This is a genomic window from Flavobacterium sp. HJ-32-4, assembly GCF_022532105.1.
GTDB lineage: Bacteria > Bacteroidota > Bacteroidia > Flavobacteriales > Flavobacteriaceae > Flavobacterium.
Genome location: NZ_CP092832.1, coordinates 1,634,409 through 1,650,273, shown reverse-complemented (window position 1 = coordinate 1,650,273; position 15,865 = coordinate 1,634,409). Strand labels below are relative to the sequence as shown.

The window sequence follows — 15,865 nt, the reverse complement described above, 5'->3', positions numbered from 1 at the left end:
TTCCCTGTAAAAATACAAATTAAATCGTTTTGTCTGCCATTGACATAATCCGTTTTATATCTTGCTCTTTGGACTTCGGATATATTAATAATACTTCCTCACGGTCCACAATAATAAAGTCATCCAATCCGTCTATTATAACCATCTTTTTACCCTCCGCACGAATAATGTTATTATGCGCGTTCTCGAGTATGACCGTTGCGTTCACCACGGCATTGTTCTCCGCGTCTTTCGGCAGTTTCTCGTGTAGGGAACCCCAGGTCCCCAGATCATTCCAATCGAAGGAAGCGGGCAATACATACACATTCTCTGCTTTCTCCATCACGGCATAATCGATCGAGATATTTGCAGCCGAGGCATATTCTCCCTGAATAAACGCACCTTCGTCGGGCGTGTTGTAAACCGGCAAGCCCCTGCGGAAAAGCTGGTCCATTTCGGGTTGAAACTGCGCAAAGGCGTCTGTGATAGCGGCGGCGCTCCAGATAAAGATACCACCGTTCCACAAGAAGTTCCCGGATTCAAGGAAAGACTTTGCCGTCTCATAGTCGGGTTTTTCCCGAAACTGCCGCACCCTCTTGACAGGCTGACGGTCTTCCTCATCAAACTCGATGTACCCAAAACCGGTATTGGGAAATGTGGGTTGTATACCCAGGGTCATCAAGGCGTTGTGCGATGCACAGAACTGAAAACAGGTTTCGAGATTGGAAACAAACGCTGCTTCGTCTTCGATCCAGTGGTCGCTCGGTGCTACTACCATTACCGCATCCGGGTTTTGCTTCTGGATTTTAAGGGCCGCATACAAAATACACGGAGCCGTGTTGCGCATGGCAGGTTCCAACAACACCTGTTCCGGCTTTACCTGCGGCAATTGTTCCAGTACCAAATCGTTGTAACGTTCGTTGGTAAGGATAAGGATATTCTCTGCGGGGATAAGACGTGAAAGGCGTGAAAACGTCTTTTGAATAAGTGTTTGCCCTGCGCCCAGCATGTCATGGAACTGTTTGGGATAATCTTGTGTGCTGACCGGCCAAAAGCGTGAGCCGACACCGCCTGCCATCAGAACGGCGTAGTAATTTTGGTTCATTGGATGTATTTCTACACTAAAAATAGTAAAAGAATATGAGTTGCGGCGCCAAAGAAAAGTGAAATCAATCGCCTGGCACCATTTCGACTTCTGCGTTTGCATTAAAAAGGAAAACGCGGCCCGTCGTCAATTCCACACATTGGTAGCGTTTTACGCGCAGGCCGATTTTACGGAATACGCGCCCGCCCTTGATTCGGAACAAATGTCCGTTCGGCACTTCCGACACATAACAGCGATCATCCGTCTGTTCATCAAACGACTTCAGTGCCCGGGAAAGATGGGGGTCGGTGTCACTACTGGCCGTCGGATTTCGGAAATGCCGGGCGACCAAAGGAAGTACGGAGGCGGGAAAGATTTCCGGACGGATGAAGGGCGCCATCAGCCGTTGGAAGGTCATCTTCCATTCTATTCCGTGAGGCTTTATGCCACGGCCAAATGTTTCAAACGCGACCAGATGTGCGATTTCATGAATGAGCGTGATCAGGAAACGATACCGGTTCAGGTTTGCATTCACCGTGATCTCATGTTTCCCAGAAGGAGAGTGTCGGTAGTCGCCGTGACGGGTTTGCCGTTCGTTTACGATCCGCAGGTGCACGCCTTTTGTACGGATCAACTCAAACACCGGCATGACGGCATGTTCCGGCAGGTATTTCTGCAACACGTCACTCATGGTGTCGATACCGATACTTCCAGGATTTTGCCGTTGTGAAAATGATGGCCGTCGAGGGTGAACCGAAAGATGTAATCCGCCATCTGCGATGCGGTCACCGGTGCTTTATAGCCCGGAAAGGCCTCTTCAAGCATTTCGGTCTGCACGGCACCCAGGGCGAGTACGTTGAACGCTATGCCCGCTTCTTTGTATTCCTCTGCCAGCAACTCGGACAGCCCGATCAGCGCGGCCTTACTTGAGGAATAGGCGGCAAGTCCGGGAAATTTCGCCGCTCCCTGCACGCCACCCATACTGCTGATAGAAACCACATGACTGCCTTTCGTCAAATACGGCAAACATACCTGCGTTAATCCGGCCACCGCAAAAACGTTGACCTGATAGACCGACTGGAAATCGGCGGCGGTCAGCTCGGCAAAGGGTCGCGCGACCAATCGTCCGGCGTTGTGCACTACCGCGTCGATAGGACCCCATTCAGACAAAAAGGCGGCAACACGTTCGAACGCATCAGCGGCTCCGAAGTCAACTGACAGGCAGGTGATGGAAGGATGCTCCATCAAAACACGTGGGGTTTGACGGGATAACGCCAGCACTTCCCAACCCGCTTCAGCAAAGCGTAGGGCCAGTTCATATCCGATGCCGCGGCTGGTGCCGGTAATCACAATTTTCTTCATAACGTGACTGCGGCTTTCGCTCGCCGCTAGTGGCTAAAAATAAGAAATCCCGCCGGTTTCACAGCGGGATTCCTCCAAAAACGAATACATAGGTGGAAGGGCCGGCAAGAACGGCCTTTCCATTTACCTTTTGGCTGCCAGCAAATCCTCAGGACGGGCTGCTACAGCTACGCCCGGAAGGCTTATTGGCGCACCTAATTGTGCCAGGAAGCTGCCTTGTACCTCGCCTGTTTTATACGTGGTGAAACCGATTCGATAGAGTCCCATTACAAGTGACTTGGTCGGATTGTTTGGATCGCTGGTGATGCGCATCAGCGAGTTGTATTTTTTTCCGGATGGTTGTGCCGGCATATCGCCTGAATCGTCATTCGACTCGATCGAAACCCACTTAGCCGTCTTGGCTTTTGCCGCTGCGTCTTCCAGTTTCAGGATACCTTCGGCACGTTCGAACGTGATCCAGGTGTCGAAGAAGCTTTTGGTATCGGCAGCATTTGCCGTAAAATCAGCCGTTACGAAGTCTTTCGCACCTGGCTTCATCCCTTCCGGTGCTGGCGACATCATACGAATCCCGATTTCCGGGGCTGCAATCGGAATCCAGACATAGACATAGTACATCTTTTTTCCATTCTTTACTTCATCTGGGGCCGCACCTGGCTTGATGTACCCAAAATAACTGGTAAGATCGGTATAGGGCACACGGATGTCTTTACCCATCACACTCTTTTTGCCCAGGTCGGCACCAAATTTATCAAGTTTCTGCGCGTGGGCAGTTGATGCAAAAGCAACGGCTACAGCAGCCGCAATCATCAGTTTTTTCATTGGTTTTTTGTGTTTTAAAGGTTAGCTTTTTATAAATAGGAACAGGATAATGACGATCATGAGAAACGAGCAGGCACTGATCCAACGATCCGAAGCCGCGCCTTTTCGCAGGGCAAACGCAGGCCAGATGAATAAAGCGTAGGAAAGCATCAACCCTGGGTTCGGCAAGCGGGCAAATAAGGAGCGGAGTACCGGAGTGGCATCCAAAAGCCGGTTTTGTCGGATGTGTTCCCAATCGAAGTTCGAAAAACCATCTGACAAACACACCATAGCCAGTATAAACAAACAACTGGCGGCACCAAATGCCACGTAGGCTCCGTAATAGCGCGTGTGATGTGTGGATGTTCCCATAGTTGCTTATGTTTACAAAAAAACAACGGTAAACAGCCCTACCCTACGCAAATCGGATAAGTGAGGGCAAAAAGTTATCAGGTGCGCCCTTCCGGTAGATAACTGCGTGGGTCGGTAAATCTGGCGTAGGTACAGGACGCGTGTTGCAAAATGCAAAAGGTTACATTTGTAGGATGTGGCGTCTTTTGCTTGCGCTTTTCGGATTATGGACGATGGCCACCTGGGCCCAGGAACCGTATGCTGTACATTTTGGCCGCAAGGATGGGTTACCCACCACCAATGTCTATTGCGCTATGCAAGACCGCGACGGATACATGTGGTTCGGTACCGATATTGGTGTACTGCGCTTTGACGGCGCGACTTTCCAGCATTACAGCACCGAAGACGGTTTGGGCGACAATGAAGTGTTCGGATGCTATCAGGATCCGGCCGGCCGGATTTGGTTCTCTACTTATAATGGCCGTATCTCGTACTACCAAAACGGTCGTTTCTACAATGACGCACGAGACAAACGCCTGATGCGCACCCCCGAGCCGACCATGATGCTCAAGGTGAACGGGGATTCGAACGGCAACGTATTTTTCCTGTACCGCAACCGTTATTACATCTTCTTCAATCCGAAAACCGGAAGCCGTTTAAACAGGACTGGAGCCCGTTCTGAAGTCCTGGATATTTTTCGTTACCAAAACGAAAACCTATTGTTCTTCCGGACCGGCATCACTGACCGACAGCAAAAGCGGCGGTTCACCTTCCGCCCGCCCGAATTCCGAAAACATATCTGCCGCACCCTTCGTTGGCGTGATGGCATGTACTTCTCCGACGGCGACCGGCTTTACAGTTTTGACGGGCGCGAACAGCGTCTTGTTGCCGACCTTGATCTGGAGCACGATGAAATCATCAGCATTTATATTGATTCAAAAGAAGACCTCTGGGTGGGAACACGAAACGGGCTCTTCCGACGAAGATTACGCGATACAGGTGCCCGCTTCTCCCATTTCCTGAAAGGCCACGCCGTGTCATCGGTTGCCGAGGATTTTGAACATGCGATGTGGGTGACGACCCTTGACGACGGAGTGTTCCTGATTCCGTCACGGCACATGACGGCCATCAAAAAAAGGGACGGCAGCGATATTGTAGCCAACTGCCTCTCTTACTACCGGGATGAATTATGGGCCGGCGGATTTTCGAGTGACTACTATCGTTGGCGCAACGGGACGTTAACCGAAAACAGCATTCCGACACCGTCTCCCAATAGTGTGGTGTCACAGATTTATCACAAGGATCATTTCACCGCCATTATCGGAAGTGCCGGCTTTCGTTTTATCGATAACGGACGCATCCGGGATGTCGACATGCCCGGCGGAAAAGCCTTATATATTGACGCAAAAGGACGCAACTGGCTTGGATTGGCGGCGCTGGTAGCCCTCGATCGCACCACGATGTACAACCTCTCCAACCATATTATCCATGATGAGGATTCCAGCATGGTCCTGCATTTTCCTACCTACAGCCTGATGGCCGATGACCGGTATGTGTGGGCTGGAACCAAGAAAGGCGTATACCGGGTTTCACTGGATAATCCGAAACAACGACATCCACTACCCACACCCGACGGTCCGACTACCATCCTGACGCTTTACCAGGAAGGTAGTATACTGTTGGCGGGCACCGACTCGAAAGGGCTGCTGGTATATCGAAACGAGAAATTGGTGCAGGAGCTTACCAGGAGAAGTGGACTCGGCAGTAACAGCATCTATGCAATAAAACCGGGCATCCATCCCCATACGGTTTTTATCAGCCACAATGCGGGCGTCGACCAATTATTTATTGAGAACGGCAGATGTACTGTTACCAACCTCAACCGGGCCCTGGGTCTCGCACAAACGCGCGTAAACGACACGGAGATCGTGGGAGATACACTGTTTTTAGCGACCGACGATGCACTACTGGCGATTGCGGCGCGCGATATACGCGGGATCTCGATACCGCCGCGGGTCACGATTCGCAAGGTCATGGTAAACGATACACATCCTTTGGCAAACGGAACGGAACTTCCGTATGACCAGAACGAAGTGCGTATCTTTTTTGGAGGTATTTCGTTCCGATCGGGCAAAAACATCCGATACCGCTACAAACTCGACGGGTATGACCGCGGCTGGACGATCAGTGGGGAAACAGACATTCGCTATAAAGCGCTTCCCCCAGGGCATTATCGGTTCACTGTGGCCGCGATCAACGTATCGGGGACGTCAAGTACACCCCAACATTTTGACTTTACGGTCCGGGAACCGTTCTGGCTTCGATGGCCCTTTATCCTCATCAGTATTTTGGTTATAAGTGGTGTTCTGTATGGAATATGGAAATGGCGTTTGCGCGCATTGGACGCTCAGTTTACCGCGGAGCGCGACCGGATCCGGCGGGAACGCGATCGCGCCCAACTCGAGAAAAAAGCAGCGGAACTAGAGCAGAAAGTACTGCTGATGCAAATGAACCCGCATTTCATCTTCAACGCCCTTAATACGATAAAAGGCTACTATTCAGAACGAAATGACGATTTGGCCGGGACCTATATTACCAAATTCTCACGCTTGTTACGTCTGCTGTTGGAGAATGCGGAACAACAGATTTCGCTGGCCACCGAGATACAGATGTTGACGCTCTATATCGACCTTGCACTGATTCGGTACCCGGATGCCTTCGACTATCACATTCATTCAGATCCGTACCTCAACCGGGACGAAGTGGCGATTCCGACCCTGCTGCTGCAACCCCTGATTGAAAATGCCATCATTCACGGTCTGGCGCCGAAAAAAAACAAAGGCCTGCTCGAAGTGTCCTTTCGTCGGGACGGTGATCAACTGGTGTGTACCGTCCAGGATGATGGTATAGGCCGCGCCGCTTCTGCTACTCGCAACCGGCACCGCGACCATGACGGAAAGGCGATCGAAATTACGCGCGAGCGACTCCAACTCATGGCGGTTACACCTGGTGAAACCACCTTCAAAATTACCGACCGTTACCACGAAAACGGTGACGCCGCCGGCACGACTGTTACGCTTATTATCCCATTTAAAACCATTTGGTAGATGCGAACTATTATCATCGAAGACGAACAACAGGCCATATCTGCCCTCAAGGCCGACATCGCCAAGCACTGCCCGGAGCTGTCTGTTATCGGAACGGCAGGTACCGTACAGGATGGCATTGCCCTCATGGCAAGCGCCCAACCGGAGTTGGTGTTTCTTGATATACAACTTACTGATGGACTCGGTTTCGATATACTGGAAGCCTGCAAAGGTCAAAAGGTACAGGTGATTTTCACCACTGCTTACAGCCAATACGCAATCAAGGCCATTCGGTTCAGCGCACTTGACTACCTCCTTAAGCCCATCGATGCCACAGAACTCAAAGAAGCCGTGGCACGTGCGCAAAGCCAGAAATCAGCCGATCTGGGTATGCAAATAGAAAACTTCCTGCGGAACCAGGCGCTTCCCCAACAAAACCGCCGCATCGCACTGCACACCTCGCAAGGCATCCATCTATATGAACTACAGTCGATTGTGCGTTGCAACGCAGAGGGTAACTACACCTGCGTCCATTTTACCAACGGAAAAAAGTTATTGGTCGCACGGCCATTGAAGGAATTTGAAGAACTGCTTCCCGTTGCCTCTGGCGGAACCGGTTTCGAACGTATCCACCATTCGCACATCATCAACCTGGATCACCTCGTCAGCTATATCAACCGCGATGGCGGCTACGTATTGCTAAGTGACCAGACGACGCTTCCGGTTTCGTCGCGCAAAAAAGCGCAATTGTTAACCGCGCTGGAAGGCTTCCGTAACCTCTAAAAAAAATCCCGCTGAGAAAGCGGGATTTATTGTATAGGATGGGATGCTATTAGGCCAACATGGTCACCGGATTCTCCAGATACACCCGAAGTGTTTGCAGGAACTGGGCTCCCGTTGCACCGTCAACCGTGCGGTGGTCGCACGCCAACGTTACTTTCATGGTATGTCCGACCACGATCTGCCCGTCGCGAACGACCGGTTTCTCGATAATCGCACCCACTGAAAGAATCGCAGAATTAGGCTGGTTGATGATCGACGTGAATTCCGTGATACCAAACATACCCAGATTCGAAACGGTGAAGGTGCTTCCTTCCATTTCAGCTGGCTGCAATTTCTTGTTGCGTGCCTTACCTGCCATATCTTTTACGGCACCCCCGATTTGCGAAAGCGTCATTTGATCGGCGAACTTCAATACGGGTACGAGCAATCCGTCTTCCACCGCAACCGCAACGCCAATGTGGACATGGTGGTTCACGATTGTGACGTCGTCTTTCCAGGTGGTATTGACCTGTGGATGTTTCTTCAACGCCATCGCACACGCCTTGATTACCATATCATTGAATGACACTTTGGTATCGGGCACATTATTGATTACAGTACGTGACTTCATCGCCTCGTCCATTGCCACCTCAATGGTCAGGTAGTAATGTGGCGCGCCATTCTTTGATTCGCTCAGGCGGCGGGCGATGGTTTTGCGCATTTGTGAGTTCTTGACTTCCTCTGCGTATTCCTGACCGGCAGGCACAAACGGCGTAACCGCCGGAGCTGCTTTTTCGGCCGGAGCAGGCGCAGCAGCAACAGGTGGCGCTGTCACGCTTCCCGGCTTGAACGCCTCGACATCGCTTTTCACGATTCGACCGTTTTCGCCAGTACCTTTTATTTGTGCAATGTCGATTCCTTTTTCTTCTGCCATTTTACGGGCCAGCGGCGAAATGAACACACGACGACCGTCTGCAGCGACATGCGTTTCGGTAGTGGTCGCAGATGCAGCAGCAGGCGCTTCCGTAGTGGCTGCCGGAGCCGATGCGACAGCACCGCCTTTGCCATACGAGGCAGCGATACCGGCAACGTCGGTTCCTTCTGGTCCGATGATCGCCAATACCGAGTCAACCGGCGCGGTTTCACCCTCCTGTACGCCGATGTACAACAGCGTACCGGCATTGAACGATTCGAACTCCATCGTAGCCTTATCGGTTTCGATTTCCGCCAGGATATCGCCTTCGTTTACTTTATCTCCAATTTTCTTAAGCCACGTGGCCACCGTACCATCGGTCATGGTATCGCTCAAACGAGGCATGGTTACAATCTTTACACCCTTAGGGAGTTCCGTACTGGCCGGAGCGGGAGCCGCAGCCGGCGCTTCCGTCGCAGGAGCACTCTCGGCAGCCGGTGCCGGAGCGGCAGCAGCAGGGGCACTTCCGTTCAGCAGGCCGGATATATCTTCGCCTTCCTTACCGATGATGGCCAAAAGCGCATCAACCGGGGCCGTTTCACCTTCCTGTACGCCGATGTGCAGGAGTGTTCCGGCGTTGAACGACTCAAACTCCATCGTCGCTTTGTCGGTCTCGATCTCGGCCAGGATATCACCTTCGTTTACTTTATCCCCTACTTTTTTCAGCCAGGTCGCCACCGTTCCTTCGGTCATGGTGTCGCTCAGTCGCGGCATTGTAATTTTTGTCGCCATTGCTTAGAGTTTATGAGGGATGAATGGATAATTTTCCTGTTCGTACACAACATCATATAACTGCTGGATCGGCGGGAACTCGGATTCTTCCGCAAACGTCGCACATTCCTCTACGAGGTCTTTCACACGCTCGTCGATGGCTTCGATTTCGGCTTCCGTAGCATATTTGTTCTCACGGATGACGTCGAGTACCTGCGTGATGGGGTCGATTTTTTTGTATTCCTCTACCTCTTCCTTCGTGCGGTACAATTGTGCATCCGACATCGAGTGTCCTCGGTAGCGGTATGTTTTCATTTCGAGGAAGGTCGGACCATCTCCACGGCGGGCGCGGTCGATGGCTTCGTGCATAGCCTCGGCTACTTTTACCGGGTTCATACCGTCTACTGGTCCGCAAGGCATTTCATAGCCCAAACCGAGCTTCCAGACGTCTGTGTGATTGGCAGTACGCTCAACAGACGTTCCCATGGCATACCCGTTGTTCTCAACGATAAAAACCACCGGCAGTTTCCACAGCATCGCCATATTGAAGGCTTCGTGCAGGGAACCCTGACGTGCAGCGCCATCACCGAAATAGGTAAGGGTAACGCCGTCGCGTCCGAAATATTTATCGGCAAACGCGATACCGGCACCGACAGGGATCTGTGCCCCTACGATTCCGTGACCGCCATAAAAGCCGTGTTCTTTTGAGAAAATGTGCATGGATCCACCCATTCCTTTTGATGTTCCGGTCACTTTACCGAGCAACTCGGCCATGACGCGACGCGGATCCACTCCCATTCCGATGGGCTGAACGTGGTTCCGGTAGGCGGTGATCATCTTGTCTTTGGAAAGGTCCATTGCGTGCAAGGCTCCGGCGAGGACGGCTTCCTGCCCGTTGTAGAGGTGAAGAAAGCCCCTGACTTTCTGTTGGATGTAGAGGGCCGCCAGCTTGTCTTCGAACTTCCGCCACAGCAGCATGTCTTCATACCATTTCAGGTAGACTTCTTTAGTTACTTCTTTCATTTCGCTTCGTTACTTTTTTGTTCGATTTTATGGGCTGCAAACCAGTTGCCTCACACGAATTTGCGCCTCCGACAGATCGGATTGCAAAAATAAGACATTAACTTATAGGAGGAAAATTTAGGATTGGCTTTTTTCAGAGGAAATTCCGGTCAAAGGTAAACGGCAACAGGTTTTTGAGGGAGGCCGATTTACATACCACACCCGTCTCACCCATAAACCAGATTTCGATATCCTGCCCATGACGCAATTCGTATTCCGCAATCGACTGCCGGCAGGCCCCGCAAGGCGGAATCGGCTCAGTCGTCGGATTGTGATCGGAGGCGGCGGTGATCGCCATTTTAAGGATGCGCGCATCCGGATACACGGCCCCTGATTGGAACACGGCGACCCGCTCGGCACAGAGTCCTGACGGATAGGCGGCATTCTCCTGGTTCGATCCAATCAATACCTGGCCATTATCCAACAACAGCGCTACACCGACGCGGAAATTCGAATAGGGCGCATAAGCTCCCCTTCGGGCTTCCACGGCACGGGCCATAAGGTTCTGGATATCGACCGGTGTCTCGCCGATAGAGTCGTATACGTCGAAACGTGCGGTAACGTCAATGTGTTTCATGATGTAGTAAGGAAAAAAAATCCAAACCCCATTGCTGGAATTTGGACCTTGCTATCGGTTTTGGTTTTTCTAGTATTCGTCGTATTTCTCTCCAAAGTTGAACGTAAGGGAAAAACGAAGTGTATTCTCGAGCGGGTTGCGCACTTTTGATGCCGAGAAGAGATACGACACGTCGATTTTAACGACATTGTATTTGAAACCTGCTCCAAGTGAGAAGAACTTACGTGCCCCTTTATCTTTATTTTCATTGAAGTAGCCAAGACGGAAAGCGAACGAATCCTGATAGAGATACTCCGCTCCGAGCGAGTAGGTGACCTCTTTAAGTTCTTCGCTTATGCCATCCGGTGCGTCACCAAAGGATTTGAAAATCCCTTCCACCCATCCGATTTTACGATAATCGTCATAGGCAGCCTGCACGTCGGTATCATCGATGTCCCCATCGCCGTCCATATCGGTCGTCTTGGGAGGTGTCGGTACGAGTAACTTCGTGAACTCGATTCCAACACCTACTTTATTGTATTCGTCGAAGATGAAATCGAAGCCCCCGCCCAATCGCATGTTCGCCGGTAGGAAGTTGGTACTGATGTCGTCGGAATCATAGCTAATTTTCGGACCCATGTTCTGGAAATTGAAACCAGCCCGCCACCGTCCGTTGAAGTCGGTGTAGGCTTGCTCCTCCGACTGGTAGTAACCGGCAATGTCTACGGCGAAAGAAGTCGCAGCTGACGCATCACTGATACCATCCGGTATACGGAGATTCGAGCGGATGTAGCGTCCGGCAACCGACATCGAGAAGCGGTCACTGAGCTTTAGGGCATACGACCCATCAAGTGCGAATTCGCTCGGTGATACCACTCGAACAGGCGAATCGGGTCCTTCCGTGAGTTCGATGTCCCCAAGTCCGAAATACCGCAGACTCGCCGCGAAGGCACTCCGTCCTTCCGCGCCGAAGCGGTTGTAGTAGGTCACCTGCCCTAATGCGATTCCGTTCACCAAATCGGTCAGATACGGCGTGTAGCTTACGGAAAAGCCTTGCTTATCCAATGAAAAAGCGTACTTGGCAGGGTTGTATTGTTGTGAGAAAACATCCGGAGAAGTGGCTACCCCCTGATCGGCCAAACCCGCCGAACGAGCGTCGGCCGCAACCAGCAGGAAAGGTACGCCGGTGGTGATCACCCTGCTGTCTGCCTGCGCACTAATGTGCTGTGCTGCAGCGAGGAAGATCAATAAACTAGCAATTTTTTTCATTCGAATCTAGAACGTTAGTGGAACAAATATAGTACTTTATCAGAGGATTACAAGTTTCTCGAACTTTTCGGATTGCTTGCCCGAGGTGGTCGATCGCACCGTTAATTTATAGACATAGACGCCTTTTCCGATGCGGTCGCCGAAGTCGTCACGGCCGTCCCATTTGATGTCACGCGACAAAAATCCGTCGGTTACAACGGTCTGGTTTCGGGTCCAGACGACCTTTCCGGTTACGGTCATCACCTGCACCTGCACCTCCAATGGTTCAAAAGGCCGGTTGTGGGTAAACCAGAATTCCGTATAGTCGACGAAGGGATTCGGATAGTTCAATACATTCTTCAATGCAAGGATCTCCTCTCCTACCACCACGAATTGAATTTCCGCTGTCACGGGATTATTGTATACATCCCAGGCCTTGAACGTAAGGGTATGTAATCCGGGCTCGAGATCCTTGAACGGGAAACGAACCCTGCCTTTTGCATAGTTATCGGCTTCGGCTTCGTAGTACTGATTCATGATGTACGGATTCGCTTCATCCCCGTCGAGTATGCCTACGATGTCATGGCCAATACCACTTACCGTATTGATACCGTTGGCATCCTCCAGGATCGCCAGCAAAATCGGTGACGTGTTGGTGATACCGCCGTTGACGAAGCTCTCGTCGTTCATATACAAACGCACGGTGGGCCCAGTTATATCACTTGTAGCATTGGTGTTGATACCGCCCACGTTGATGTCGATGTTATAGCCCGTCTGGTCCATCAACTGACCGGTTTTCTTGGCGTAGAAACTGATACGGCCCTTGTCGACCGGGATTCGGATGTCGCGCGGCACTACAAACCGCACGTCGAACTTTCCACCGGTGACCGTGGCATTACCGCGAAATAGCGTTTCACCAATGTTCGTAAATGGCAACAGAATCAACCCGGAACCGTTAGTGGTGCCGTCGTTTCCGATAGTGGTGCTCTGCAGGGACTTATCATACACTGTGAGAGCCAGCTCTCCGTTGTAATCCGAAAGCAAGGTAGTGCCCGTTTCGTCGCGGACTTCGCCGGATACCTTCATCGGACTGAGCGCCTTGAAGTCGTCGACAGGACCGGCAATGGGGGCGTCATTCACCTGTGTCAGGACAATACTTGGCTTCGGGATGGCCAAATGCAACGCCGGGTCGCCGATAAAGAACACCATCAACGAGACGCCTCCGTAATTAGACTTCGAGCGCCGTAACGCTTCTGCTATCGAGTCGAGATCGTTAGTGCCGTAGCCATACAGGTTTGACGAAAATGCTTCGTTTATCGCCTGTCCGGTTGTAGGTGATATTTGCCGTGTGGTCGTCACAAGGGCTATAGCGCCGGATTGGTTCTTCCAAAACAATTCTTCTCCCGCGGTCGGTCGGAACGGGTTATCGAAGCGGGTAAACTCGCAGGTAATCGTTACGAAAAGTGGATACTTGTAACGGTTGGTCAGCTCTGTAATAGAGGCCTTGTCAAAAATGCGTTCCGAGGCCAACCCCTCCTCACCGCCGTGGCCGAAGTAATTGAACACCAGGGCTCCCTGATTAAGCGATTCAATAAAATCGCGGTACACGCCGGGATAGCGCTCTCCCCCCGACGAGCTCTCCTGAACATACGAATCCGCGTGTATCTTCTGAATGTTGACAAACGGTTTCTGGCTATGGATTTCGTCGCCCAGTTCATCCAGTCCAAACTCGAGGGTTGCTTCCCAATCTTCATCAACGTCATCGGAAATCAAAACGAAGTTGTTCCGCCAACGTCCATACGATTTGGCATCGTGGTATTCCAGGACTTTATCTACCATTTCACGCGCCTTCGCCAGATCGTCGACCGGCATCCGTCCTACAGCGATATCGAGTCCGCGGGAATTGGTGGCATTCATGGTTCCCTCGTTGTCATCCATCAGCACAAAAAAGTCATCCGAGATATAGGTAGAAGAAAGCGAAAAGGAGCTTGTGGCCGTGTAGATAGGTATAAAATTCGTGTTGTTCGGAATGCGGTTTTTAAAGTCGAAGGATGCGTCGCCAAAAAGGTTGACATACCGCACGCGTTTGGCATCGGATGAAGCGTTCTTGTAGACGTAGCGGATGAAATTGCGAATAGCGCCGATATCCTGCTTCCCGGATGAAAATTCCGGGTAGATCGATTCAACGTTCACCACTTTGACATTGAGTCCGGAATAGGTGCGGTGGAAGGCAGCCAGACGCTCGGCCTCGGTTGCGAATACTTTGGGTGTGATGATCAGATAATCGATATCGCGAAATGCACCGTTATCCTGGAAGATAGTCCCTTTCAGATTTTGGTTGACCACCTTTGACTGGCTTTCTTTTTTCGGTGAAAGGTAATCCTGTGGGCAAACGGCAATATATTCACGCACTTCCCCGAGGGGCGCCAGAAACGAAAAAGACGCCTGTCCATTGTTGACAGCCGTTGTCACATTGAAAATATCGGTTACGTCCCACACCTCCGAAATCGACGTGGCATTGGCGACCTGGTACTGCCCGATACCGTCGGTCGTTGCCGCGGCGTTATACCGGAACCGGAATTGTTTGCCGTTGCCTTTCAGTTGCCGTTTTGATCGAAGGATGATGTAATCGAGGTAGGCTTTCGAGCCGGGCACCCCATTATTATCGTAGGCGACCGCGATTTCTACATCAGCGGCAGCGGGAAAATTTGCGTTCAATACTCCATCTGCCGCTTCCGTGCCGATCGTATTAAGAGACAATAGCGATATCAAACCGATGTCAGAGCCATTAGCCTTGATCGAGAAAGAGGTGTTGGTGAACGCCGCCGCAGCAGCGGTAACACTCACATTTACCTGGCTTCCGGGCACGAAATCGGGCAGTTCGAAATCAAATGACTGTTCGTTATCGATGGCAAAATCCTCCCCGAACCAACGGCGTCCCATTCGGGCAATATTAGTCTTGTCGACTTCATGGAAATGGTAATCGTCTACCTCCGAGATGGTGGTTATGGGTTCGGTCGAACCGGAAAGGTCGGGCATAGGTTGGATGCGTTTGCCTGCGCCTCCGGAAATCGTGACATAATAATAGGACTTGTCCGAGTAAAGGTTATTGTGGGAAAGGTTCTCCTGACTCCAGTTGTCGGTTCCTTCCGCATAAAATACAATGTAGTCTTCACTATCGAAAGAGCCGTCCTCTCCACCTTTCACATAGATGGCATTTTCGGTCAGATCGACGGGATAGTCGACGGCATTACTGAGTGGCAACATACGCCCACCGTTTCCATAAATCTTGATATTTTGGGGGTTGACGGATCCCAATTTCATCCCTAATGACTGAAGGAAACTCTTCGAAATGCGATAAACACCGGACTTCTCTACGTAGAAACGGTACCAGTCACCCGATGCCAACACGGAGTTGCCGGGAGTGAAACGATCGCGGGCAGTCGAAAAAACAGGGGGTGCGGCGGACGCTTCATATGAAAACGAACGGAGCCTCTTGAATCCGGCGGCGTCTTTTATAATAGGTGTTACTACCAACACAGCGGTCATGACGCCCCGCGCATTTGAATTCGTCAGCGTTGCGCTCCAGTCTGTGGGCAGCGCGGCGGGGTCGAGATCACCCAGTGCTTCGCGTCCGATGGTTTCGAAATCAACCTCGGTAAGGCGCAATGACGACTCGTTCACCGCCTGGCGCACCGGCACCGACAAGCCGAACCGGAGCGTGCGTCCGTCGACGATCATGTGCTGGGCCTGGAACTGCGGCAAACGAAGCGCGGTCTCGCCCGGCCCGGACGGCGCAATGGCTTTCCACTGCACTACCTGGCTTCCTTTTATCTGGGCATTCGACACGACGCAAAAGAACAGAAGGCAATGTAACAGTAATTTCTTCATCA

General features: G+C 51.5%; 12 protein-coding genes. 2 read left to right on the top strand and 10 right to left on the bottom strand.

The genetic code is table 11. The features are described from left to right. Window positions 1–19 precede the first annotated feature (19 nt). The 5 genes from MKO97_RS06690 to MKO97_RS06670 all read right to left on the bottom strand — a co-directional run bounded on the left by MKO97_RS06690 (window position 20) and on the right by MKO97_RS06670 (window position 3,595). On the bottom strand, window positions 20–1,084 hold the full coding sequence (locus MKO97_RS06690; RefSeq protein WP_241105361.1) for a mannose-1-phosphate guanylyltransferase: 1,065 nt from the start codon (window positions 1,082–1,084) through the stop codon (window positions 20–22). A 64-nt stretch (window positions 1,085–1,148) separates the two neighbouring features. After that, the gene (locus tag MKO97_RS06685; RefSeq protein ID WP_241105360.1) at window positions 1,149–1,754 is read right to left on the bottom strand and encodes a SprT-like domain-containing protein; all 606 of its coding nucleotides are present in this window, start codon (window positions 1,752–1,754) and stop codon (window positions 1,149–1,151) included. After that, window positions 1,751–2,425: an SDR family oxidoreductase gene (locus MKO97_RS06680; protein WP_241105358.1), complete on the bottom strand. Its 675-nt coding sequence runs from the start codon at window positions 2,423–2,425 to the stop codon at window positions 1,751–1,753. The genes MKO97_RS06685 and MKO97_RS06680 overlap by 4 nt, the downstream gene beginning before the upstream one ends. A gap of 123 nt (window positions 2,426–2,548) precedes the next feature. Further along, entirely contained in the window at window positions 2,549–3,244 is a 696-nt protein-coding gene (locus MKO97_RS06675; RefSeq protein ID WP_241105357.1) for a LipL32 family surface lipoprotein, read from the bottom strand. A 21-nt stretch (window positions 3,245–3,265) separates the two neighbouring features. Continuing rightward, entirely contained in the window at window positions 3,266–3,595 is a 330-nt protein-coding gene (locus MKO97_RS06670; protein ID WP_241105355.1) for a hypothetical protein, read from the bottom strand. Between the two features lie 173 nt (window positions 3,596–3,768). Between MKO97_RS06670 and MKO97_RS06665 the strand changes: the two genes are divergently transcribed. Together MKO97_RS06665 and MKO97_RS06660 are read left to right on the top strand one after the other, a co-directional pair. Continuing rightward, complete coding sequence (locus MKO97_RS06665) at window positions 3,769–6,681, top strand: histidine kinase (protein WP_241105354.1); 2,913 nt, start codon at window positions 3,769–3,771, stop codon at window positions 6,679–6,681. Next, window positions 6,682–7,443, top strand: coding sequence for a LytTR family DNA-binding domain-containing protein (locus MKO97_RS06660; RefSeq protein ID WP_241105353.1), 762 nt, complete (start codon window positions 6,682–6,684; stop codon window positions 7,441–7,443). Between the two features lie 49 nt (window positions 7,444–7,492). On the opposite strand, the gene MKO97_RS06655 is transcribed toward MKO97_RS06660, so the two are convergent. From MKO97_RS06655 to porU, 5 genes are all read right to left on the bottom strand, one after another. After that, window positions 7,493–9,127, bottom strand: a complete 1,635-nt coding sequence (locus tag MKO97_RS06655) for a 2-oxo acid dehydrogenase subunit E2 (RefSeq protein WP_241105352.1) — start codon at window positions 9,125–9,127, stop codon at window positions 7,493–7,495. Window positions 9,128–9,130: 3 nt separating this feature from the next. Next, window positions 9,131–10,129, bottom strand: a complete 999-nt coding sequence (gene pdhA, locus MKO97_RS06650) for a pyruvate dehydrogenase (acetyl-transferring) E1 component subunit alpha (RefSeq protein WP_241105350.1) — start codon at window positions 10,127–10,129, stop codon at window positions 9,131–9,133. Between the two features lie 133 nt (window positions 10,130–10,262). After that, entirely contained in the window at window positions 10,263–10,745 is a 483-nt protein-coding gene (gene cdd, locus MKO97_RS06645) for a cytidine deaminase (RefSeq protein WP_241105349.1), read from the bottom strand. 69 nt (window positions 10,746–10,814) lie between these two features. Then, the gene (gene porV, locus MKO97_RS06640; protein WP_241105348.1) at window positions 10,815–11,993 is read right to left on the bottom strand and encodes a type IX secretion system outer membrane channel protein PorV; all 1,179 of its coding nucleotides are present in this window, start codon (window positions 11,991–11,993) and stop codon (window positions 10,815–10,817) included. Between the two features lie 39 nt (window positions 11,994–12,032). Continuing rightward, the gene (porU, locus tag MKO97_RS06635) at window positions 12,033–15,863 is read right to left on the bottom strand and encodes a type IX secretion system sortase PorU (protein ID WP_241105346.1); all 3,831 of its coding nucleotides are present in this window, start codon (window positions 15,861–15,863) and stop codon (window positions 12,033–12,035) included. Between the last annotated feature and the right edge of the window lie 2 nt (window positions 15,864–15,865).

Coding starts and splice junctions, on each gene's coding strand:
- MKO97_RS06690 (WP_241105361.1), bottom strand. CDS start 1,084: ATGAACCAAAATTACTACGCCGTTCTGATGGCAGGCGGTGTCGGCTCA.
- MKO97_RS06685 (WP_241105360.1), bottom strand. CDS start 1,754: ATGAGTGACGTGTTGCAGAAATACCTGCCGGAACATGCCGTCATGCCG.
- MKO97_RS06680 (WP_241105358.1), bottom strand. CDS start 2,425: ATGAAGAAAATTGTGATTACCGGCACCAGCCGCGGCATCGGATATGAA.
- MKO97_RS06675 (WP_241105357.1), bottom strand. CDS start 3,244: ATGAAAAAACTGATGATTGCGGCTGCTGTAGCCGTTGCTTTTGCATCA.
- MKO97_RS06670 (WP_241105355.1), bottom strand. CDS start 3,595: ATGGGAACATCCACACATCACACGCGCTATTACGGAGCCTACGTGGCA.
- MKO97_RS06665 (WP_241105354.1), top strand. CDS start 3,769: ATGTGGCGTCTTTTGCTTGCGCTTTTCGGATTATGGACGATGGCCACC.
- MKO97_RS06660 (WP_241105353.1), top strand. CDS start 6,682: ATGCGAACTATTATCATCGAAGACGAACAACAGGCCATATCTGCCCTC.
- MKO97_RS06655 (WP_241105352.1), bottom strand. CDS start 9,127: ATGGCGACAAAAATTACAATGCCGCGACTGAGCGACACCATGACCGAA.
- pdhA (WP_241105350.1), bottom strand. CDS start 10,129: ATGAAAGAAGTAACTAAAGAAGTCTACCTGAAATGGTATGAAGACATG.
- cdd (WP_241105349.1), bottom strand. CDS start 10,745: ATGAAACACATTGACGTTACCGCACGTTTCGACGTATACGACTCTATC.
- porV (WP_241105348.1), bottom strand. CDS start 11,993: ATGAAAAAAATTGCTAGTTTATTGATCTTCCTCGCTGCAGCACAGCAC.
- porU (WP_241105346.1), bottom strand. CDS start 15,863: ATGAAGAAATTACTGTTACATTGCCTTCTGTTCTTTTGCGTCGTGTCG.